The following is a 20,899-nucleotide window of genomic DNA, read 5'->3' on the forward strand; positions in this document are numbered from 1 at the left end:
AGCGATATTCTCCCTCGAGATGCAGACCAAGCGACCCCATGAGGCTGGAGGGGTGAGCGCGCCCGTTGCATGCGAGATCCAGCACCGGCAGACCGCTGAGTGCGGAATGGAACCAGCCGTTTACCGTGGTCTGGGCTCCGTTTTCGTTTGTATTGATCGCGGCGAGTCTTTGTCCCTGCGGCAATCCCATCCAGTGGAAAGTATCGAACGGTCCCGCCACTGACCTTCGCCGCGGCTCGGTCCGACATCGGCCTTGCCACTACTCCGCCAGCAATTCGTCGATGAAACTCTCCTGCCGGTCAAGCCTGGATCTTGGAGCGGGACCGCTGGCTGTGGATAATCTGTCATCGCGATGGCCCTGGGCCAACCTAACGGGGATCGGTTGCCGCCAGGGGACCTGGGATTCAGAGACAGAGGCGGGTGGCAGTCAGTTTAAGCGTTCTGCGACCCGATTCTTTGGGGCACCCACGGCAGGTCTCGCCGGCTGGGCGATTATGCGTCCAGGCTCTCGAGGATCGTCTTCGTCTCCGGCATCCGCTTCAGCGAGTTGCCGATGTGCTCCCGCCAGCGCGGGCCAACTTCCAGCGCAGTGGCATAGGCCTGGGACAGTTCATCGGGACGGTCCTCGGCCATCGCCTCGATCAGGAAGGCCGCCTGCTCGCGATCCTTTGCGGATTTAAGATTGCCTGCCCCGTCTCGTCGCCGATCGGCGATAATCAGTTTGTGGATCGCGTAGCGTTCCGGGCGCGGGACCTGCACGAGAATACCGGACCGGTAAATGGCCGCGGCGTGGATCGGTTCTGCGATCGGAAAGTTGAGGTAGTTGAGCGCCTGCGCGCCGACACCGAGGGCGGGCAAGTCACGGATAGTTTCGTTGCCGAAGGCGGGGGTCAGGAATTCGACAAGCTGGCCACTGCCACCTTGAGCCCATCGCCAGATCCGGCCCTTGTCGAGCCCAGGTACGGGATCGAATTTCAACGTCGTGAAAGTCTCAGCGAGCCCAGGGGCGACCTGATCCTGCAAGGCGATGCTGAGCTTCTCGAACTGGGCTATGTCGATATCGCCGGTATTGGCTATGCCCCCCAAAGGCAAACGAATACCAAGCTCGCCTTCATAGAGCCGGAATGCGTTTGTCCCGACGATGGTGCCGCCCAACCGGAAAGTCCCTGCGGCTGCCATAGCCGAGAGAATGGAGCCGGTCGCCCGGTCGGTTGGCGTCATGCCTTCTGCGCGCAAGAGCCGAACGAGCCGCGAACGTTCCGCCTGCCGTTCCTTGGCGGTCGCGCGCAGTTCCTCGATCCGCTCGATGCGCGCGCGCGTCTCGTCGCTATCTTCGCCGATATAGAAAAACCGCATCTCCGTCCCAACACGTCGAGCCGCGTACCAATAAGCCTTGTCACCACGTTCTTTCAGCGTTGGTTTGCCTTCCACATCGGACAAGGCGTCATCCTTCAGGAGGCGCACCAGATCGGTATAGGCGCTCATCGCGATGCTACTGAGTGGAGTCATGCCAATCACTTCCAAGTTTTGCTTGGCATGCATATACCTATCAAAACTTAAAATTGATAGGCAAAACGCTTAAGACACCACCACGCCCATTTGAAACGACGAAAGGGCCGCCCGAAGGCGACCCTCTCACACTCACCCATCTGCCGGTGTCTTCGCCGGGTCCGCGACCCGCATGACGGTGAGCCCCTTCGCCTCGGCCTTCTGCCCGAGATTCAGCGCAACGCCGTTGCCGCCGAAGAGCACGACGCCCGTCGCCGCGAACTTGTCGTCCAGCATCTCATCATTGCATTTGAAGGGGGCGGCACGTCCATGCGCGGACCAGCGCGGATCGAAGCGCGCCTGCGCGACGCCGCGCGCCCGGGCCCAGCGGGCCGCGATCATCTCGGCGCCATGCTTGCCGCCCTTGTGGCAGAGGAAGATCTCCTGATTGCGGTTCTGCCGGATACGCTCCCGAACCTTGTCGAGCGTATTGAAGATGACATCGATATCGGTCCAGTCGGTGGCGCCCGAGACGATCAGGGGGGGCCCTCCACCTTCGACTTCGCGGCCGTCTCCCGGTCATGCTGCTCCAGGAGCTGCCTTGCCTCGAAGACCGCCCCGGTCTCCTGTGCGCGAACACTTGCGCGGGAGCCTGCGGCCGGGATGAAGGCGTGGCCGGTCTCGACCTCGTAGCATTCCGCCGCCGCCTCGGACATCGTCTCGATGGCGCCGACGATCTCCCGCAGGTGCAGGAAGCGGGCCTGAGCCTCTTCGAGCGCGGTCTCCGCGATCTCTGATCCGTCATGGGATTTTGCCAATGCACCGATCTTGTCGGCGGTGCGGTCATCCGGAGGATATGCTTCCGCACTCATGTGTGTGTGTTTTGACGGTAGGTTTGCCCGACGCGAGCAGGCAAAGGGTGCTGCCCGGACGCGGGAGACAGATGGAGCGGCGGGATCGTTTTGGCCTTGGGCCAAAACAGACCGGAGCGCAATCTGGCGAAGCGGCCGGGGAGCAACGTGCTCGCGAGACGGGCAAACCGGGATGCCGGGCGCAACGCCGCGGTGAGGCCGCATGGCCGAATGCGCGATCGGCCAGGGGCCGATATCTCCCCTGCGACACGCGCAGCCGAGCGGGGGAGGCCGTCAGGCAGGGGGCGCTTCCCTCGGTCGGGCTGACCGGCTTGCGAGACATCGCAAAATCCGGTACTCTATTGGAGCACCAAGGAGTCTGCCATGAGCGTTCAAAAGCAATCCGTCAGCTTTACCGATACCGCCTACGCTTTCGCCAGGGAGCTGGTCGAAGCCGGGGAGTATCCCAATGTGAGCGCGGCGGTTTCGGGGGAGCTGGCAAAGGCCAAGGCAGAACGTGAGCGCGAACGGGCGGTGCTCGAAGCGGAACTCGAGCGGCGCCTGTCCCTGCCGCTCGATCAATGGGAGCCGGTCGGGGACGCCTGCGATGTCACGGCCGGCGCGCGTGCGCATCTGGTCGCGATGACCCGCAAGACCTGATGCGGTTCGTCCGGCATCCGTTCTTCGAGCGGGATCTCATCGGCATCATCGACCACATTGTCGAAGTCACCCAAGGCGACACCGGAGCAGCCCTTCAGCGTCTGGATGAAGTCGATGCCTTGCTGCAATCGATCGCAGACAATCCGACATCCGGTGCCCGTCTTGAGGGAAAGCTCGAAGGCTGGCTCGTGCGCCATGGCGGGTCCGGCCATCGCCTGACCATCGTTTTCAGACCGGATGCGGAGGTTGGCCAGATCTATCTCGCGCTCGTGGCCTTCGGCGGCCGGGACTGGATGAAACTGGCTTCCAAACGGCGCACCTTCATGGACTACTAGTCGGACAGCAGGCCCGCCGCCCTCATGCTGAACGCGGTCTTCTCCCGCCCGAAGCCGACGATGATGTGATCGTGGACAACGATCTCCATCACCTTGCAGGCCGCGACGATCCTGCCGGTCAACTCGATGTCCGCCTGGCTCGGCTCAGGATCGCCCGAGGGGTGGTTGTGGCACATGATGATGGCAGAGGCGTCGAGAACGAGGGCGGCTCGGAGCACCTCGCTGACATAGACCGAGACGTGATCGATGCTGCCACGGGTCATGACCCTGTCGCGGATCAGCCTGTTTTTCCGGTCCAGCAGCAGCACCCGAAACACCTCGACCCGTTCGTGGACGGCGTTCAGAGCCAGGTAGTCGGTCAGCATGGCCCAGGACTGGAGTGCAACGGTCGACCGGGCATGTTCCTGTGCCCCCGCGATCTCGATCCGCTGCGGACGATAGCGGGCATAGATGTCGGAAACGGGCGTGTTCTCGCGGGGCGTGTCGAGGCTGGTGAAGGCCAGCGGGATGGCGGCGTGGGTTGTCGGTTTGGCGGAGGAGGTTGCAGCGACCGGGCGCTTGCGCACGGCGGAAGAGCCGCTCCGCCGTATGACGGGCCGGTTCTGTGCACTGGCATGGAGCATAGGAGCGCCCGGTCGGGCCGCGGCGATATCATCGATGATTTGCCGCGCCGCATCCAGATCGCCGACAGCCGCGCGAACGATCTCCACCTCCTCCTGCACCTTGTCGAAAACCATGAGCTGGGTTTCGACGGTGGTGCCGAGCTTGGCGTAAACACGGCCGGGGATCGTGAGCGCGAGGCGAGGCTTTGCAATAGCTGAGGCCCGCGCCCAATGCGCCGCGTCACGTTCTGGCGAAAATCCCATCGGCATGATCGCGACGAGTCGTCCACCCGGCGCGAGGCGTTTGGCGGCACCGATCAGATGTTTCGCCGCGATATGCCTGTCCCGCGACCGGTCAACCGAGGAGGCGAAGGGCGGATTCATCACGATGACGCCGGGAAGCTCGGGCACCGCCAGCAGGTCGTCGATATGTTCGGCGTCGAAGCCGGTCACCTGCGTGTCAAAGATCGCCTCAAGAAGTGCTATGCGGAAGGGGTCGATCTCGTTGAGCACTGGCGTGCCGCCGGCGCGGACGGCGAAACCGGCCAGTGCGCCGGTCCCGGCCGAGGGTTCGAGGACAGTTTCGCCGGGGCGGATGGCAGCGGCACGCGTGACCAGGGCTGCATAGGCCAGCGGGGTGGAAAATTGCTGCAGACGGATCTGCTGCTCGGAGCGCCGCGTCTCCGTCAGGAGCCGCGTGGCGAGCATTTTGGCGGATGCGATGGCGTCCGGATCGCTGCCCTGCAAAACCTGCATCACGGCTGCGGCCTGCATCACGTCATAGGCCATGCGCCAGGACCACGCGCCGCCGGCATCGCTGCCACCGAAGGTCTCGCGCATGATCCGCGCCAGCGACGAGCTTCTGAGGGGCTGGTCTTCGATCTCCCTGGCGATCTGTGACAGGGCCCGCAGAAGCTGTGGTTTCGATGGAATGTTGGAAGCGAGGTCCGGGCAACGGTCGGTCATGTCATCTGTCCTTTGGGTCTGGGTTTGAGTTCCAAAGGACAAGAAGCCCCCTTTCTCCTTTCGGGTGCACGGCTGCGTTCAAAAAGTTGGTGGGGAGGTTAGAAGACCCGAGCGGCAAAAACTTCGGCGGGACGGATCACCCAGAACCGAGCGAGCGCAGCCAGGCCGCGAAGTCGTCCTCGCTGACCTTATCGGATGCGAGATCTTCCATCATCCGAACACCGATTGCGGGTTCGGGGCGGATGGCAATGCCATTGAGCCGCAGAAATGTGAATGCGGCCACGAAGGCCATGCGTTTGTTGCCGTCGACGAACGCATGAGCCTTGGCGACACCGAAGGCGTAGGCTGCGGCAAGCGCATAGGCATCAGGATCGCCATGGCCCGCCTGGTTCAAAGGACGGGCTATCGCGCTTTCGAGAAGGGCCGGATTGCGGGTACCGGATGCACCGCCGTGCCGGGCGATCTGGCGATCGTGGATAACATGGAGGGCCGGCAGTGGCACCCAGACCCATTCGGTCATGCAAGCGCCTGGAGCAGGTCGCGGTTCTCGTCCATGACAGCTTCCGCCGCATTCAATGCGGCTTGTAGTTCGGGGTTCTCTGTCATCAGCTTCAATCCGCCGTCATCCGTGCGCACCGCGTAGAGCGTATCGCCCTCCTTGGCATCAAGCAGGGCAAGCATTTCGGTGCTGAGCGTCATAACAGCGGAATTGCCGACTTTGCGGATCTTGGCTTCGATCATGGGAGGCCTCGCTCAGGTTATACAGATGTATATACGGCAGGGGCCAGAAAGTCAAGATTTGGGGAGATCGCGCGGGCCGGCAGGTCGGCCGTGAAGATGCTCATCGATACCTTTGTCCAGGAGATTACCCAGTTCTTCGGGCATGTCGGTCACATCAAGAGCAACCTGCGCCTGTTCCATTGCTCGAGCCTGTGATGTTGCCGGGCGTGGATCATCCAGCGCCTCCTGCACCTTGGCGCGGAACCAGGTGTCATATGCGTCGGGATCGGGTGTCTTGGCGGGCACCGTTTGCTCTCCTTGGATCCAAATAGACGTATCTCATATACGTTGCGCTTCCAAGTTAGCGGTTGCCTGCATGAAAGGCAGGTTTCACGATCTCTTCGCGCTGAAGAACTCCGCCAGGACCGGGCTTGCCGCGCCCTTAGCAGAACTCAGGAGTTCCGATCCTGCAAGCGAGCCCTTGGACAGACGCACGAGGCCGCCGGTTTCCTCGATGCGGTAGCACCGGCGCTTTTGCCCTCCGCGCCAGTAGTGGGTGGCGGTCACGATCTGGCAGGTGCTGCCATCGGTCAGTGTCACCGGCGCAGCCAGTTTGATCTTGTCACCCTCATCGTAGTCCGGGATCGCCGCCCAATCCCTGCAGCGCTGGCGCCATGCATGGGCATGGCTCTCGGGATCCTTCAACTCGGAGAGCAGCGCCAGAAGACTGAGCGGCGCCCGCGACTCCACCGGCCCGGCGCTCTCCTCCATGTTCTTGTAGCCCCAGCAGCCATCATCGTAACGCGTCAGGAAGACGGCCCCGAAGGCGATCGACCCGTCCGCATCGGTCACATAGGTTTTGTCCTCGACCGGTGTACCGTCGATATTCATGACCTTGGCGGCGGCATACCAGGTCGACCCGACCTTGCAGGCCTTGAGCAGCACCGTCTTGCGCGTATCCGTCTCGAAAGTGCAGAGCCGGGCGATTTCCGCTTTCTCATCCGCGTAGCTCTTCACGCGGCGATCAGTATAGAAGACCCAGCCCACTATGCCGCCCTCCGGTCATCGATCTCGATCAGCGCGTCGAGCGGCACCCGGTAAGACAGCATCTCGTCGAAATCCTCGCAATTCCCTGAGTTCTGTACGATCGCATGGGTATCGCTGGCATCCTTGAGGATCACCCGGAAGGTGCCGCCGAGTCCGGAGGGGACATCATAGGTGCCGCCGATCAGGTAGTCGGCGGCGCGGCGCAGGAAGACGCGGATCGTGTGGCCGTCGGTCGCCAGCCGAATGGTGTCATGACCACGGTCGATGAGCATCTGCACGTCATCGAGAATGTCGATGTAGAACTGGCCGGTCAGATCGCGAAACGCCGCCTGCCGCGCCGCCATCCAATCCGTATCGCGGAACGGGTTGATGCCCTCGGCGAAAGCGTAGGAGGGATCGGTGTGTTTGGTGGTGACGATCCGCGTGGTCGAACCGTCGATGCCATTGGAGCGCAGATGGACGCCATTGCCGACGATCAGGATCAGGGCGGGATTGCCGACCGGCCCGTTCCAGTTGGGCAGGAAGGTGGAACAGGCGCGCGCATGCGCGATCTGCGCCGCGACGCTGGTCGCGGTGAAACTGAGAAGGGACATGGTGTTTTCCTGTGCGTTTGAGAGAAGTGCGCCCCGCACCGGCGCTGCGGTGCGGGGCGACTGCTTGATCAGGCCGCTTTGGCGACCCCGGTTTCATCTTCAGCCGTTTTGGCCTCGACGGTTTCGTTGACCTCAATGCCCGCCGTCTGCATCATCGGCGGGCACCAGGCCGCGACTGCCGCCCGCTGCGCATCCGTCAGCGTGGCGAAAGGCTCGGCGAAGAGCCTGTCGCAGAAGGCGACGACCTCCTTCTTGGTCGAGGAGGCCAGTGTCACCGCCTCCTGCGCGAGTCCGAGTTCCTCGCCGAGGATCTTCAGGAGCCACGCCTTCTTGAAGCGGCCCCAGAGCGCCGCGTTCGGCGTCCAGTGCGCCCGGATGTCCGGCATGATCTCGATCTCGAAGTCATGCATCAGGCTGTCGCGCTGCCGGTCCCGTTTGAGGCAGGATTGCGTGGTCGCCGCCGTGGCATAGGCCACGAGTTTCGCCTTCTCGCCCGCACCGAGCGCCCGGAAAAGCGCGAACTGGTCGGCGGGGGATCTCGCGTCATCCGCCCAGGACAGATCGAGCGCGTCATGGGCTTCGGCGACCTGCTCGAGCGAGGTTCCGTCGATCTCGTCCATCTTCGCGTGATTACGATATTCCTGGCGGGTATCGACCTTGATCGCCTGGGTGACGCCCATGCCGTGACCCAGCACATCGGTGACCAGCTTGAAGAGCGTGAGGTCGAGCGTGGCCTCCGGATGCATCGCCATGGCCGCACCGAGCGCCATCGCCCGCTCGGTCTTCAGGTCCTCGGTCAGCGAAGCGGGATAGGTGATCTCGTCCGAGGCCGCTGCGCCACTCTCGCCCGGCGCGGCGGAAGTCTTGCCGGAGCTCTCCGCCTTGTTTTCGGGGCGCACCATTCCGACATGCAGGGAGATCTTGCCGTGCGACCAGGAGGCGATCACGCCGGATCGGGCAAGATCCTCGGCGCCATAGGCCTCCTGCAGTTCCCGTGCCTCTGCCTCCAACTCGTCCACGCGTTCGTAGAGTTCATTGTACGCCTCGTCCTCGAGCTCTTCGTTCTCCATCTCGCGCTCGAGTTTCTCAAGCCCGGCGGTGATCTCGTCCAGACGCTTCTGACCCTCCTCATCGGGTTCGACCGGACCCGGATAGACCCGGCCATAGTCCGCCATTGCGGCGTAATCGTAGCGGATCACCGCATCGGCCCAGGCAAAGCCCATCTCTGCCCGCGCCTCTTCGGCAGCAGCGGCGAGTTTTTCGAGGAGGATCGTCTCGACCAGTTCGGAATCTTCGAGCACCGAGTGCTCTTCGAGGAGATCGGCCGCGATGGCACCGCCGCGTGCCTCGTAGTCCTTCCGCACGAAAGCCCCGATATCGTCGCTGACCTGCACACCACGGGTCTTCAATGCCTGTCGGACCGTATAGGCCTGAGGATAGCTGTCCTCTTTCGACAGCGCCTCGAAGACCTCGCGCTGCACCTCCTGGCTCGGGTGATCCGCAAAGGCCTTCATCGTGTCGAGCGTGATCGACTTGGCGCGGGCCGCGGCGCGGATGTCGGGATGGATCAGCCCGTAGCGCAGACGGCCTTTCACGGCGGCGACCGTGGTGCCGAAGATCCTGGCGATGGTCTCGGGGGTCTGACCGTCGACTTCCATCATCCGCGCGAAGGCCTCGAACTCGTCGATCGCGTTCATCGGGGCCTGGGTGATATTCTCGGCGAGCGACAGCGCGGTGGTCACATCGCAATCGTCGGGAACCAGGCGGCAGTCGATCTTGGTGCGATTGGTGAACCCCCTGGCCGCCTTGTCCGCGACAAGCTCCAGGAGCGCCGCATGGCGCCGGCCGCCGGCCAGCACCCCGAACTTGCCATCGATCTTCTGAACGAGCAGCGGCTGAAGAAGACCCAGCACGGCGATGCTGGCCTTCAGATGCGCGATGTTCTCGGAGGCGTAGCTCTCCGGCGACCTGCTTCGCACGTTCGCGGGATGGGCGGCGAGATCGCCGATGGCGACGGAGATGGGCTTGAGGGCTTGTGTCATGGGATGTCCTTTTCTGGGTTCTGCGCCACCCGGACTTCCCGGGCGGCCTGACCGATCCCCGGATCCGGGAACCGCGAGCGTTTTCGAACCAACCTGATCTTGCGCATCGCCGTCGCACCCGAGGCAGCGTTTGCACGGCAAACGCGTTCGGGAGCGAAAGGCGATCCAATCAGCTCGAAAACTGCTCACAAGGACAACAGGCCCGCTTTTCCTTTCGGAGGGTCAGCGGGCCTGTCGGTGTTGAAAAGGGAGGTGAGCTTCACCCTACCAGTCATGCGCCATCATGATGGTCAGTACACGCGTGATGGTCTTGGGGTTGTCGGGCGCCTCGGCACCGTAACGAAAGTCGGAGTCGGCCTCGTAGAGATCCACTTTCCAGAACACGGTTTCGCCGCGGATCGTGACCGCCCCGAAATCGTGCCAGCCCTCGGGATCATTCTCAGGCTCGAAGGTGTCGAATTCGCCCGTGGCCTTCACCGCCTCGGCCATGAAACCATCGCCGGCCTCCATCAATGACCGTGTCACATGCATTCGCCCCTGGATCGGTTGATCGGGCGCAATGCCGAGACAGGCAGACCGGCGGAAGGCGTCGTTCTGCGCGGCGATGACGGTGGCATTCGGTCGGGGAAATTCTACGGATTCGGCATGGCTCATGGGTCTGTCCTTTCCAAATGGGTTGAAACCACCAGACCCGAAGCCAGCTTTTCCTTTCACCACGCCCTGCCAGCCGGAACAGCCCCGGCCTCAGGCGGCCTGTTCCCCCTGCCCCGCCTTCGACGCGGCGACGAGATAGTCGCAGGCGCGCTGCGCATCCGCCGCATGCTTGAAGATCGCCCGCTTGTCCGAGCGAAGCGCCCGCACCCAGTTGTCGAGATAGGCCGCGTTCAGCTCCAGCGTATGCGCGGAGAACCCAAGCTTCTGACCCAGAAACACCGTGCAGAGCTCGGCCACGATCTCTTCCCGTGCGTAGGCGGTGTTGCCGAACCGCGCATCGCCATAGCTGCGGTTGAGACGATGCCGGGGTTTCGTCCAGTGACCCAGCTCGTGCCCCCAGACGGCGTAGAAATTGAGTGGGTTCTCGAAGAGCTCGATCGGCGGCAGGTAGATCTTGTCGAGTGCGGGAACGTAACAAGCTTCCCGGCCCGAAAAACTGACTGTCGCGCCGACCGCCTCCAAGAAGGCCTGCATATGCGGGATCGGAGCGCGTTCGGGATATTCCCGCGCGTCCGGAGGCTCGGGATGGAACCGGGCGTCCAAGCCCTCGATCTGTTCCGCATTGAAGACGCGGTAGGACTTCATGAAGGGGATCGTTTTGGGATCATCCGTGTCCGCTTCGTCTTCGTGGGCGCCGTCCTCGCTGCCCCGTTCGGTGGTGCCGTAGTAGACGACAACCGACGATTTTGAGCCCTTGATGATCTTCGCATCAAGCGCGTTCGCCTGCCTCAGCGTCATCCAGTAGGGCGAGGAATATCCGGCCATCATGGTACGGATGGTCAGCAGGAAGTTGTTGATGCCCTGGTAGGGCTCGCCGTTCTGGCGGAGGGGCACCGAACTGCCACCGACCCGCCAGGGTTTGCGCCAGGGCAGCACCCCCCGGTCGATGATCTCGATGAGTTCGTTGGTGATCGACGCTGCGGCGTCGAACCTGGGCTTTGATCTGGCCATGTGTGGTCTCCGATCTCTGGGGAAGCGCACGGTAGCCGCGCGCGGATCGAAGGACGGTTTGGGAAAGCAATCCCAATTTGGGGAGAGGCAGGATCCCTTCGGAACCCTGCCAGACCCCTTTCCCGCCTTCTCCGGATCCAACCGGACCCAAGGCCAGCTTTCACTTTCTCGCGGCAGGAAGGCAAAGACCGGAGGGGCTCCTTACCGACAGCAGGTCGGCCCGTTCGGGGGAGCCGGAAATCAGGCGATCGATTGCCCGGTTTGTCTTGTGGGATCAGATCGGCGCGGCTCATACCGATAGCTGAGCGGCCATGGCCTCTTCCCGGTCGAACGCTTCGCGCGCCTTGCGGATATCTTCATGGCGTTTGTCGGCCCAGACAATCAGCCCGGCCAGCGGTTCCAACACCGAGCGACCGAGATCCGTCAGGCGATAATCGACCATCGGCGGCGTGGTCGGATAGACGGTCCTATCCACCAGGCCATCACGCTGCAGCGATCTCAGCGTCTGGGTCAGCATCCGCTTGGAAATGTCGCCGACCGCCTTGTTCAGTGCGCTGAACCGCTTCGGCTCCCGCGCAAGCAGCATGAGGATCAGCACCGACCATTTGTCGCCGGTGCGGTCCAGCACGTCACGTACCGGGCAGTTCGAGGCGTCGACACCCTCGGCCTGCCAGGCCTCGAAGTGGCGGATGATCCCTTCGGGGACGTCAGGGAGGTTACTTTCCTGTTCCCTGGTCATCTGAAACTGCCTCCTTACAATTCCTCACGGGAGTGGGTAACTGAAAGAGACCATACCCCATTTCTACACCATGTGCAAAGCGTGAAGGATACCAACCATGTCAGACCAGACAGCCAAATACCTCGTCACCGGCGCTTCGGGCCAACTCGGCAGCCTTGTCCTTGCCGATCTGGTGAAGAAGGTGCCGGCAGAAAACGTTGCCGCGCTGGTCAGACGACCGGAATCCGCAGCTCCCCTTGAGGCATTGAACATCGAGGTGCGCATTGGCGACTACGACGACCCGGTTGCGCTCGAACTGGCCTTCAAGGGCATCGACCGCCTGCTTCTGATCTCCGCGTCCGAAGTCGGCAAACGTACCGCCCAGCACAAGAACGCCATAGACGCCGCAAAAGCGGCAGGCGTCGGCTTTCTCGTCTATACGTCCATTCTGAGGGCCGACAGCACCCCGATCGGCCTCGCCGCCGAGCACAAGGCGACGGAAGAGGCGATCAAGGCTTCTGGCATCCCCCACGCGTTCTTGCGCAACGGTTGGTACACAGAGAACAAGACCGCCTCGATCGCCCCCGCACTGGAACATGGCGCCTATATCGGTTCGGCAGGAGAAGGACGTTTCTCCAGCGCGGCGCGGCAGGACTACGCCGAAGCCGCCGTTGCCGTTCTGACTGCTGAAACGCCCGAGCATGGCGCCGTCTACGAGCTGGCCGGGGATGAAAGCTATTCAATGGCCGAGTTTGCTGCCGAGATTGCCAGCGCTGCCGGCAAGCCCGTCGCCTATGTCGACATGGGCGAGGTCGAGTTTGCCGGGGCGCTGGAGAGCGCGGGTTTGCCGGGCCCGATCGCGGCCATGCTCGCCGACAGCGATGCCAGTGCGGCGAAGGGGGCGCTTCAGGACGACAGCCACACGCTGCAACGCCTGATCGGCCGGCCGACCACGCCCTGGGCCGAAACGGTGCGTGCCGCCGTCAAAGAGCTGACATTCGCCTGAAGCCGTACCCGACATCGCCCAACCGGATCTCTAGATTCAAAGGAAAACATCATGAAAGCAGTTCAGTTCAGTGAGTATGGCGGGCCTGAGGTCCTGAAAGTCGTCGAGGCCGAGGAACCGCATGCCGGCCCGGGCCAGGTGCGGATCGCCGTCCGGGCGGCCGGGGTTATCCGTGCCATGCTTGTCTGAACACCAGCCGGAGCCACGGTGGATCTTCAGCCCCATGCTGTCCACGATCAGCGTGATCGGGCCGCTAGTCCCGCAGCCGTCCTGCACGATTTACAACCCTCCGCTCCGCCGCGATAGGGTTGAGAAATCCGGCCCCGGCCGCGCCATCGTCAAACCAGACCGTCACATCGCCGCGCTTCGTTATACTCGGCCCAGTTCGTGACACGGAACTTCGCCGCCGCGAACTTGTCCCGGCGTGCGGAATTGAATTTGTGCGGCATCCATGCTCAACCCTACCAATGCAGCACGAACCGGTAGCCGACTCCGGTCGTCCGTGCAACAAGGTGGGGAATGTCGGTTAAATACTTGTGTAATATCCGAGTTTCGTTTCCGGCTCACGCGCCTTACCCGCGGACGCCGCATCGCGACCGCCCGAACCTTGGACCTGCGTGCGGCAAGGCGCGGATAAACCTCAAGTTGAACAAAATTCCTTTGTATCGTTAAGTGTCAGCCGCGGGATCAAAGATCCGGCGCGGTCGGAAAGCTGCTCGCTGCAGGGTTGATTGGATCTGCGATCGCGGGCAACCTGCACGGCAGATATTTCTCCTATGGGATGGCAGGGTATCGTTCTTTCTAGCCGCGGAGGACCGACTCTTGACGAGCGACGTATTGACCGCCGAACAACGCAGATTCATCGAGACCTTCATTCTGTCCGTCAAGGATCCCGGCTCTGGAGGCGAGGACGACGTCGAAACGCAGGAATTGGACGTCTCCCTCTTCGGGGACCTGTTCTCTGGCAAGAAAAGCATTTCGACGCTTGAGGGGGCATCCGCGCCCAGCGTCAAGGAACTTGTCGCCACTGCCGGCAAGACCGGATCGCAGGAACAGGTGAATGACCTGATCGGCAAGTCCGCCGCTGCGCAAGGCGAAGCGAAGGAGGCCGCCAAGGCGGCGTTTCTCGCGTTCGATCTCGTGACCGGAGGCGGAGAAATCACCAGCAAGCGGCTGACCGGCGCCGACAGCGACTATCAGAAGGCGCTGAAGGCCGTCGAAAAAGCCAGGGCTTCGCTGATCAAGGCGAAGAACAAGAAGGCCACGGCCAAGGCGACGGAAGAACTCGAAAAGGCCGAGAAGGACGCAGCCGAGAAGAAGAAGACGGTCGATGCCCTGGTCGGCACCGTGATGCTGAAAAAAGCCCTGACCGACGGACCGCTTTCGGGGAAAGCTGGACCCAAACTCCCGGACAAGGCCGTCGCGGCCCTGATCGAAGGGTTTCAGGTCAATCCGAAGCTGACCTGGCAGACCATAGACATTGCGGCAACCGCGATCGACCCGACCGCTGTCGCGAACGCGATCCCGCTTGTTTCCAAACAGATCGAGAACAATTTCGCCGACAAGGATGGCGCCCCGCCGCCGGACGGTTTGGACGTGTCGGCCTATGCGATGCAGGTGCTTGCGATGGGCGGAACCTGCGGGCCGGATTACTTTGCCCGTCTCGATGACTATGTCGCTTCCGGCGGGCTGCGGGCCACCGGCGCCCTGCCGGACGGGTCCGAAGACAGCCCGTCCGCGCGGGGCCAGAAGCGCAGCGTCGCCGTTGCCGGCGCCTTGCTGGACAACGGACGGTTCAATGCCGACACCGACAAGTCCAAACTGGCGATCGGACACATGCTGTTCCATCCCGATGCGATGGCGGCGCCCACCCCCGCGCTCAATGCCCATGTCCTTGAAACGCTGCATGTCTTCACCGATGGCGACGATGCGACGGATGCCAACGATGTCCTGGAGGGCGTGGATGCGCCCAGCACGGATGCGGGCAAGCTGCTGGTCGGCAGATCCGTCGGCACCGAGGGGACGCCGACAAAGACCGAGACCCAGACCGCCATCCTGGCCAGCATGCTGCAATCGGTCGACCAGGGACCGGTCGGGTCGTGTTTTGCCACGGCACCGCTGCGCAACATGCGCGAATCCGATCCATTGACCACGCTCAAGAAATTCCGCGAGATCACTGAAGACGGCACCTTTACCAGCGGCGACGGCACCAAGACCCAGGTGGTCACCAACCTGCCGCCGGGCGAAGACCCCTTGATCCGCTGTCTCGAATACAGCATCGCCACCGCCATGGGGCGCAACGATGCGATGAGCCTCAAGAAGGATATCGGCAACAAGGCCCAGACGGCGACATATCACCTTCAGGAAGAGCTGAAGAAGACGCTTGATCCGACTCATGTGGGGAATTCCAGCGTCAGAGCTCTGACGGCGATCAAGACCGGGTTCACGACGACCTATGATCCCATGGTCGAAAACCCTTCGACAGCGTCCGATGGCCACAGTTCCCGCGGCCGCTATGTGCTGGTGGCCACCGACGGCACCGTCATCGAAAGCCGCGAGAAATACCGCGACAAGGTTCTTGAAATGACCCTGACCGCCTTTGGCGACCCGTCCGAGGAGAGCGAGCGCCAGGCGATCGAAAAGGTCGTGGACGATCATTACATGAAGAGCATGGACGACCTGCTGAACACGGACCCGCCCGGCAATCCGCCCTGGCTGCTGAAATCCGGCGGCAGCTTCGTCGAATCCCTGACCACGATCCACGGCAACACCAACCCGGTCACCGCCCTGGCGAAATCCTCGGAACTGTCGGACACGCCGGAAAAGATCGGCGCCCGCACCACGGCGGTTCTGGGCGGTCTGATCGACAATCTCGGCGACGCGCCGCCGGACATGCTGCTCGTGCAGACACCCGGCGTGCACGGGTTCAACTTGTTGCCGAACCATCCGACGATGAAGGCATTGATGGATGGCGACGGGACCACCGCCGACAAGATCAGGACAAAGCTTACCGAACCTGGCGCGCGAATCGCGACCACCGCGCTCGATCTGGACGAAACCCTGCGGCAATATGATCGCTGTATCGCGAAAATCGCCGAGGTGTACCAGGGTCTCGTCGACGATCCCAAACGGGAGGAAGATTCTGTCAAGCGCTACCGGAAACGTCTGTCGCAGTTTCAGAAGGCTGCAAGGAAAATGAGGCCGGAGGCTGGCATGCGTCCCAAGATGATCGCGGAACTCTGCGAGGGGATTGGGACAGACGGTCTGAACGTGGACTATGTGAAAGGCGCACTGCAGGGGACGCTGGCCAGCGGTCTTTCCGACCCGCAGGTTGTGTTGGCGGACACCAATTGGGGGAGCGGAGAGGACCACACGTTCTTTGTCGTGGCGCCTGATCCGATCAGTGGAAAACCCATGCTGTGGCAGCGTACGGATCCACCGGGGTCGATGCGGCTCGCGCCGTCCAAGGACTGGATCGACCGCGAATGGCAAATCATGAAATAGGCCGGGAGACTGACCATGGCAGACAGTATTGCGTATCAACTGGCCGAGACCGGACCAGTCGTCGTCATCAACGACAGCGAGCAAGTATCGACACGGGCGAGCTTGCAGGCGCGGGCGCCCGATGTTCCGGCCGCCGACTTGGCCGAAGCGCTGATGGTCCTGGAGGACGGATCCTATCGTTTGATCCTCGATCAGAAACGGTTCGAGGACGATTATCGCAAGCGGCTCGCCTCGGAGGACCCCGACCAGCCCTGGCAGCAGAACGTATTCCGGTTGCGCGATTTCGGCACGCCCGATTTCGATACGATCGCCAGTCCCGCGCGAGAGGGCGATGCGCTTACGTTCCATGTGGCGGATACGGTGACGGGATTGCCCTATCTGGTCACCGTCACACTGGGAACCGAGACCGACCCGGATTATGAACCGCTGCCCCTGACGCCGGTCTCCGATACCGCGCCGCCCGTGCCGCCAGAGATGTCACGCGCGGCGCTTGGCCCGGTCGGCGACGAGGATCCGGCGATGGATACGGACGACGGGGAGGAGTAGCGGCGTATCTGTCACGGGGGGGCCGGCAGGATCAACGGCGCGCCGCTGCCAAGTCGGCTCTCGCAGGGATCGCGACCCTCCGCACGATCGGAAAAGACCAGTCCGAAAACTGTCAGTTCGGCGTCGCCAACAAGATCGACTTTGGGGCCGGCCTCGATACATAAGGCTATTGTGCGCACGAAGCGGGCACCGCGACCTCATACGCCCAATGATGGCTCAGGTTAATGATCTCACCAGTGGTGTCGTACACGGGGGCCGAGGCAAAGCAAACGGCGGGTAGTCGCGTCAGCGGCAGCGTCGCGGGTGTCGTCAGTCACGTCTGTCACGCCGCACCCTCCCCGCCCTTCAGCTGGCCTGCGAGCCAAGTCAGGCCAGTGTTGATATAGGGCGGCGCGCGCAGCGTTTTAATGTCCTCAATATAAAGGAGGTCCAGTGCGAAGGCAGCCTTTTCCGGTTTTTTTGCCAACCGATCAAAGAGCGCTTTGGCGAGGTCTTCAGGGTCCTGAGCCTCAGCGATGAATTCGGCAAAGGCACGGGTCATGCGGCAGGAAAGCTCTGCCGCTGCGGCGTCCGTCACGGCTTTTGGGTTGGTGAGGACAAGAGCATCCTCGAAGGTGCTGGGCACGATGGTCTGGGTCTGCTCACCCTGCGTCACCTCTTGCGGGGTCTGATAGGCGACAGCGATTGGGCGGGCGGCATCGGTATGACAGAGTGTATTTGGCGGCGCGGCCATACCCCCGGGCGACTGCGGGTCAGGCCACAGCCTGCCCGAAGCCGCCTGCCTTGGCCAGCGGCGCCGCGTAGGCTCCCAGTTTCGAAGTCCGATATCCCATCCCGACCACCGCTTCGGCCAGACGTACCCCAGCCGTCACCCCGTCAATCACCAGCACCCCGGTCTCGGCGCTGAGCCGGTTGCACAGATCGGTCATCCCGGCACAGCCCAGCACGATGGCCTCGGCCCCGTCCTCGCGCCTTGCCACGGCAATCTCAGCAGCCAGAAGCCGCACCGTCTGTTCCGGGTTCTCCTCGATCGCCAGCACCGGCATGTCGATGGCGCGCACCCGGCGGCAGCGCCGCCCGGCGCCATAGGCCTCAACCAGGTCCTCGATGATCGGGATCGACCGCGGCAGCGTGGTCACTACCGAGAACCGACTGCTGAGCAGCAGCGCCACCTTCACCGAAGCCTCGCAGATTCCGATCACCGGTTTTTCGGCCACCTCGCGTGCAGCGGCGATGCCGGGATCGTCGAAACAGGCGATGACATGGGCATCGGCGCCGCGCGCCTCGGCGCCGCGGATCTCTTCCAGCATCAGCGGCACCGAAACCGCCTCGTCGGTATAGCCCTCAATCGAGGCGGGTGCGGCAGCGGCGCGGGTAACGTCGAGCGTGGTGCCAGGCGAGACATAGCGTGCCGCGACACTGCCGATCTGTTCGGTCATGCCGGCGCTGGAATTCGGGTTGACGATATGAATGCGCATTACCGCTGCTCCATGGCTTTCTGCGGCGCCTGCGCCACTTCGCGGGCCGCCATCGCGGCCGGCTTCTTCAACTCGAACTGGCGGTCGCTGACGATGTAATTGTCGGCATGGAGCCGGGCGATGGGCTGATAGACCGACGGGTTGACATAGCGCCCACCGGCATCGAGGCAATCGTCGCGCACATGCATCTCGACCACCTCGCCGATAACGATGGCACGCCCCGGATAATCGATGATCCGTTCGATCCGGCATTCCATCGCGCAGGGTGTGCGGGCGATGCGCGACGCGTCGATCTGGCGGCAGGGCGCGGCTTCCAGCCCGGCGAAATCAAGCTCGTCGACATCGGCCGCGAAGTTGACTCCACACAGGATCATCTGATCGGCCAGTGCCATGTCGACCATGTTCACGCAGAACTGCCCGGTGCGGCGGATATTGCCGATGGTATCCTTCTCGCTGCCATCGGGCCTCGCACTGAAACCGACGATGACCAGCGGCGGCTCATGCGCGAAGACATTGAAAAAGCTCATCGGTGCGGCATTGTCGTGCCCGGCTTCGGCGCGGGTGGTGATCAGCGCAATGGGCCGTGGGCCGATGAAATTGGTGAGCAGCCGGTAACGGTCGGCGGGTGGTAGCTCGGTGAAATCGAATTGCATCATACGGCCTCGCTCACCGAGGTTTCCTGCGCGCGCCCTTCCTCGACGGCATGGCATCGCACCGTTGCGGCGCCGACCGAGAGAAGCTCGGGCAGGTCACGGCCGCATCTTTCATTGGCCAGCGCGCAACGCGGGTGAAAGGCACAGCCAAGGGGCGGATCGAGCGGGCTTGGCGGTTCGCCCGATTGCAGCGCCCGGTCGCGGTGCGGTGCGTGGATATCGGGGATGGTGCCCAGAAGCAGCCGCGAATAGGGGTGCTGCGGCGCGTTGAAGAGGCTTTCCGCCGGCCCCATCTCGACGATCCGGCCCAGATACATCACCGCAATCGTGTCGGACATGTGCCGCACCACGCTCAGGTCGTGGCTGATGAAGAGATAGGTCAGCCCCAGCTCCTGTTGCAGCCGGCGCATCAGGTTGAGGATCTGCGCCTGCACCGAAACGTCGAGCGCCGATGTCGGCTCGTCGCAGACCAGCAGTTCGGGTTCCGAAGCCAGCGCCCGGGCAATCGAAATGCGCTGGCGCTGGCCTCCAGAAAACTCATGCGGGTAGTTGCGCGCATCGTCGGCGGCAAGCCCGACCGTGCTCAGCAGCTCCTCCACCCGCTCGCGGGTTTCGGCCTCGCTGGCGCGCAGCTTCATCTCCCGGATCGGCTCGGCGATGATGTCGCCCACCCGCCAGCGCGGGTTGAGGCTGGAATGCGGGTCCTGGAAGATCATCTGCACCCGCACCGGCTCGCCCCCGGACCCAGCACTGAAACGGATATCGCCCGCGGTGGTGGCATAGAGCCCGGTCACCAGCCGCGCGACGGTGGATTTGCCGCAGCCGGATTCGCCAACAATGCTGAAGCAACTGCCGCGTGGCACGGTGAAACTCACATCATCCACCGCCTTGACGAAAAGCTTCGGCTTGCGTTCGAGCACACGGTTCAGCCACGGCGCGGACACGTCGAATTCCTTCGAGGCGTTGCTGACGGTCAGAATTGGCGATTGCGCGGTCATTCGGTGCCTCCGTCATGCAGGAAACAGGCGGCCTGGTTGCGGCCCGCCGGGGCCAGCACGGGGTTTTCCCGGCGGCAGCGCGGCCCCGCCATCGGGCAGCGCGGGTTGAAGGCACAGCCCTCGGGCCGGGCATTGAGCCGGGGCATCGCCCCGTCGATCTGGGTCAGCGTCTCGACCCTCTCATGCAGGCTCGGGATCGCGGCCATCAGGCCCTTGGTATAGGGGTGCTGTGCATCGTGGATCACATCCTTGACCCTGCCGGTTTCGACCATGCGGCCGGAATACATCACCGCCACCCGATCCGCGGTTTCGGCAATCACGCCCATATCGTGCGTGACCAGCATCACCCCGGTGCGGTGATCCTTGCAGAGCCGTCGCAAGAGCGCGGTGATCTGCGCCTGGATCGACACGTCGAGCGCAGTTGTCGGCTCGTCAGCAATGATCAGCGCCGGTTCGGCGGCGAGGGCCAGCGCGATCACCACGCGCTGCCGCATGCCGCCGGAAAACTGGTGCGGATATTGCGACAGCCGCTCGCGCGGCGCCGGGATGCCAACCTCGCGCAGGAGTGTCAGTGCCCGGTCGCGCGCCGCCTCCTTCGAGAGGCCGCTATGCAGGCGGATGGTCTCGACCAGTTGTACGCCGATGGTGAAGAGCGGGTTGAGCGCGGTCAGCGGGTCTTGAAAGATCGCGCCCATCTCGCGGCCACGCACCTTGGTCAACTCATCTTCGCTCAACATGTCGATCCGCCGCCCGGCGACGTGGATTTCGCCGCCGGCAATCCGCCCCGGCGCTTCCAGCAGCCCCAGAACCGCCAGCCCGGTGATGGATTTCCCGGCCCCGGATTCGCCTACCACGCCGAGGATTTCGCCCGGGGCGATCTGCATCGACACGTTGTCGATTGCGGTCAGAACCCCACGCCTGGTGGGAAACTCGACCGTCAGGTTTGACACCTCGAGCACCGCCTCGGCGCCGAGCGCGGCAGCATCCGGGGTGGGATCGGGTGGGGAAACGGCTTGCATCATCATGG

The 20,899-nt window shown here is 63.2% G+C and carries 21 protein-coding genes and 3 pseudogenes; 6 read left to right on the plus strand and 18 right to left on the minus strand.

Annotated features, from left to right (window positions below; genetic code table 11):
• The 3 genes and pseudogenes from QO034_RS19955 to QO034_RS19965 all read right to left on the minus strand — a co-directional run.
• Positions 1-220, minus strand: a pseudogene (locus tag QO034_RS19955) (hypothetical protein); the annotation flags it as partial.
• A 272-nt stretch (positions 221-492) separates the two neighbouring features.
• Positions 493-1,485 carry a nucleotidyltransferase family protein gene (locus QO034_RS19960; RefSeq protein WP_284487292.1) on the minus strand — a complete coding sequence of 331 codons (993 nt, stop codon included), beginning with the start codon at positions 1,483-1,485 and terminating at the stop codon, positions 493-495.
• A 156-nt stretch (positions 1,486-1,641) separates the two neighbouring features.
• Positions 1,642-2,333, minus strand: a pseudogene (locus QO034_RS19965) (DUF2493 domain-containing protein); the annotation flags it as partial.
• A 390-nt stretch (positions 2,334-2,723) separates the two neighbouring features.
• Between QO034_RS19965 and QO034_RS19970 the strand changes: the two are divergent.
• Both QO034_RS19970 and QO034_RS19975 read left to right on the plus strand, forming a co-directional pair.
• Positions 2,724-2,999 (plus strand): hypothetical protein, encoded by a 276-nt coding sequence (locus tag QO034_RS19970; protein ID WP_284487293.1) that lies wholly within the window; start codon positions 2,724-2,726, stop codon positions 2,997-2,999.
• Entirely contained in the window at positions 2,999-3,334 is a 336-nt protein-coding gene (locus QO034_RS19975; protein WP_284487294.1) for a type II toxin-antitoxin system RelE/ParE family toxin, read from the plus strand. Before QO034_RS19970 ends, QO034_RS19975 begins: the two co-directional genes overlap by 1 nt.
• On the opposite strand, the gene radC is transcribed toward QO034_RS19975, so the two are convergent.
• The 10 genes from radC to QO034_RS20025 all read right to left on the minus strand — a co-directional run bounded on the left by radC (position 3,331) and on the right by QO034_RS20025 (position 11,708).
• On the minus strand, positions 3,331-4,902 hold the full coding sequence (radC, locus tag QO034_RS19980) for a RadC family protein (protein ID WP_284487295.1): 1,572 nt from the start codon (positions 4,900-4,902) through the stop codon (positions 3,331-3,333). The genes QO034_RS19975 and radC overlap by 4 nt on opposite strands.
• A gap of 136 nt (positions 4,903-5,038) precedes the next feature.
• Positions 5,039-5,422 (minus strand): type II toxin-antitoxin system death-on-curing family toxin, encoded by a 384-nt coding sequence (locus tag QO034_RS19985; RefSeq protein WP_284487296.1) that lies wholly within the window; start codon positions 5,420-5,422, stop codon positions 5,039-5,041.
• Positions 5,419-5,643: an AbrB/MazE/SpoVT family DNA-binding domain-containing protein gene (locus QO034_RS19990; protein WP_284487297.1), complete on the minus strand. Its 225-nt coding sequence runs from the start codon at positions 5,641-5,643 to the stop codon at positions 5,419-5,421. Before QO034_RS19990 ends, QO034_RS19985 begins: the two co-directional genes overlap by 4 nt.
• Positions 5,644-5,694: 51 nt before the next feature.
• Positions 5,695-5,928: an antitoxin PaaA2 family protein gene (locus tag QO034_RS19995; RefSeq protein WP_284487298.1), complete on the minus strand. Its 234-nt coding sequence runs from the start codon at positions 5,926-5,928 to the stop codon at positions 5,695-5,697.
• Between the two features lie 84 nt (positions 5,929-6,012).
• Complete coding sequence (locus QO034_RS20000; protein ID WP_284487299.1) at positions 6,013-6,669, minus strand: DUF6927 domain-containing protein; 657 nt, start codon at positions 6,667-6,669, stop codon at positions 6,013-6,015.
• Positions 6,669-7,262 carry a regulator gene (locus tag QO034_RS20005; RefSeq protein WP_284487300.1) on the minus strand — a complete coding sequence of 198 codons (594 nt, stop codon included), beginning with the start codon at positions 7,260-7,262 and terminating at the stop codon, positions 6,669-6,671. Before QO034_RS20005 ends, QO034_RS20000 begins: the two co-directional genes overlap by 1 nt.
• Before the next feature lie 68 nt (positions 7,263-7,330).
• Positions 7,331-9,304: a ParB/RepB/Spo0J family partition protein gene (locus QO034_RS20010; protein ID WP_284487301.1), complete on the minus strand. Its 1,974-nt coding sequence runs from the start codon at positions 9,302-9,304 to the stop codon at positions 7,331-7,333.
• 264 nt (positions 9,305-9,568) lie between these two features.
• A complete protein-coding gene (locus QO034_RS20015) occupies positions 9,569-9,958 on the minus strand; it encodes a DUF3768 domain-containing protein (RefSeq protein ID WP_284487302.1) in 390 nt (129 codons plus the stop codon).
• A 90-nt stretch (positions 9,959-10,048) separates the two neighbouring features.
• Positions 10,049-10,969 carry an ArdC family protein gene (locus tag QO034_RS20020; RefSeq protein ID WP_284487303.1) on the minus strand — a complete coding sequence of 307 codons (921 nt, stop codon included), beginning with the start codon at positions 10,967-10,969 and terminating at the stop codon, positions 10,049-10,051.
• A 289-nt stretch (positions 10,970-11,258) separates the two neighbouring features.
• Positions 11,259-11,708: a winged helix-turn-helix transcriptional regulator gene (locus tag QO034_RS20025; protein ID WP_284487304.1), complete on the minus strand. Its 450-nt coding sequence runs from the start codon at positions 11,706-11,708 to the stop codon at positions 11,259-11,261.
• Between the two features lie 97 nt (positions 11,709-11,805).
• Here QO034_RS20025 and QO034_RS20030 point away from each other — a divergent pair, with 97 nt between their 5' ends.
• From QO034_RS20030 to QO034_RS20045, 4 genes and pseudogenes are all read left to right on the plus strand, one after another.
• The gene (locus QO034_RS20030; protein WP_284487305.1) at positions 11,806-12,693 is read left to right on the plus strand and encodes an SDR family oxidoreductase; all 888 of its coding nucleotides are present in this window, start codon (positions 11,806-11,808) and stop codon (positions 12,691-12,693) included.
• A gap of 51 nt (positions 12,694-12,744) precedes the next feature.
• Positions 12,745-12,861 (plus strand): annotated as a pseudogene (locus QO034_RS23395) (NADP-dependent oxidoreductase); the annotation flags it as partial.
• Positions 12,862-13,515: 654 nt separating this feature from the next.
• Entirely contained in the window at positions 13,516-16,197 is a 2,682-nt protein-coding gene (locus tag QO034_RS20040; protein ID WP_284487307.1) for a hypothetical protein, read from the plus strand.
• 15 nt (positions 16,198-16,212) lie between these two features.
• A complete protein-coding gene (locus tag QO034_RS20045) occupies positions 16,213-16,743 on the plus strand; it encodes a hypothetical protein (protein ID WP_284487308.1) in 531 nt (176 codons plus the stop codon).
• A 322-nt stretch (positions 16,744-17,065) separates the two neighbouring features.
• Here QO034_RS20045 and QO034_RS20050 read toward each other — a convergent pair whose 3' ends face one another.
• Genes QO034_RS20050 through QO034_RS20070 form a run of 5 tightly spaced genes read right to left on the minus strand, consistent with a single transcriptional unit; the run spans position 17,066 to position 20,894 of the window.
• Positions 17,066-17,476 (minus strand): hypothetical protein, encoded by a 411-nt coding sequence (locus QO034_RS20050; protein WP_284487309.1) that lies wholly within the window; start codon positions 17,474-17,476, stop codon positions 17,066-17,068.
• A 19-nt stretch (positions 17,477-17,495) separates the two neighbouring features.
• Positions 17,496-18,221, minus strand: coding sequence for an aspartate/glutamate racemase family protein (locus QO034_RS20055; RefSeq protein WP_284487310.1), 726 nt, complete (start codon positions 18,219-18,221; stop codon positions 17,496-17,498).
• The gene (locus QO034_RS20060; protein WP_284487311.1) at positions 18,221-18,877 is read right to left on the minus strand and encodes a flavin reductase family protein; all 657 of its coding nucleotides are present in this window, start codon (positions 18,875-18,877) and stop codon (positions 18,221-18,223) included. Before QO034_RS20060 ends, QO034_RS20055 begins: the two co-directional genes overlap by 1 nt.
• The gene (locus tag QO034_RS20065; RefSeq protein ID WP_284487312.1) at positions 18,874-19,872 is read right to left on the minus strand and encodes an ABC transporter ATP-binding protein; all 999 of its coding nucleotides are present in this window, start codon (positions 19,870-19,872) and stop codon (positions 18,874-18,876) included. The genes QO034_RS20060 and QO034_RS20065 overlap by 4 nt, the downstream gene beginning before the upstream one ends.
• A complete protein-coding gene (locus tag QO034_RS20070; protein ID WP_284487329.1) occupies positions 19,869-20,894 on the minus strand; it encodes an ABC transporter ATP-binding protein in 1,026 nt (341 codons plus the stop codon). The genes QO034_RS20065 and QO034_RS20070 overlap by 4 nt, the downstream gene beginning before the upstream one ends.
• Between the last annotated feature and the right edge of the window lie 5 nt (positions 20,895-20,899).

The sequence above is a fragment of the Sedimentitalea xiamensis genome (assembly GCF_030164465.1).
In the GTDB taxonomy this organism is placed as follows: domain Bacteria; phylum Pseudomonadota; class Alphaproteobacteria; order Rhodobacterales; family Rhodobacteraceae; genus Sedimentitalea; species Sedimentitalea xiamensis.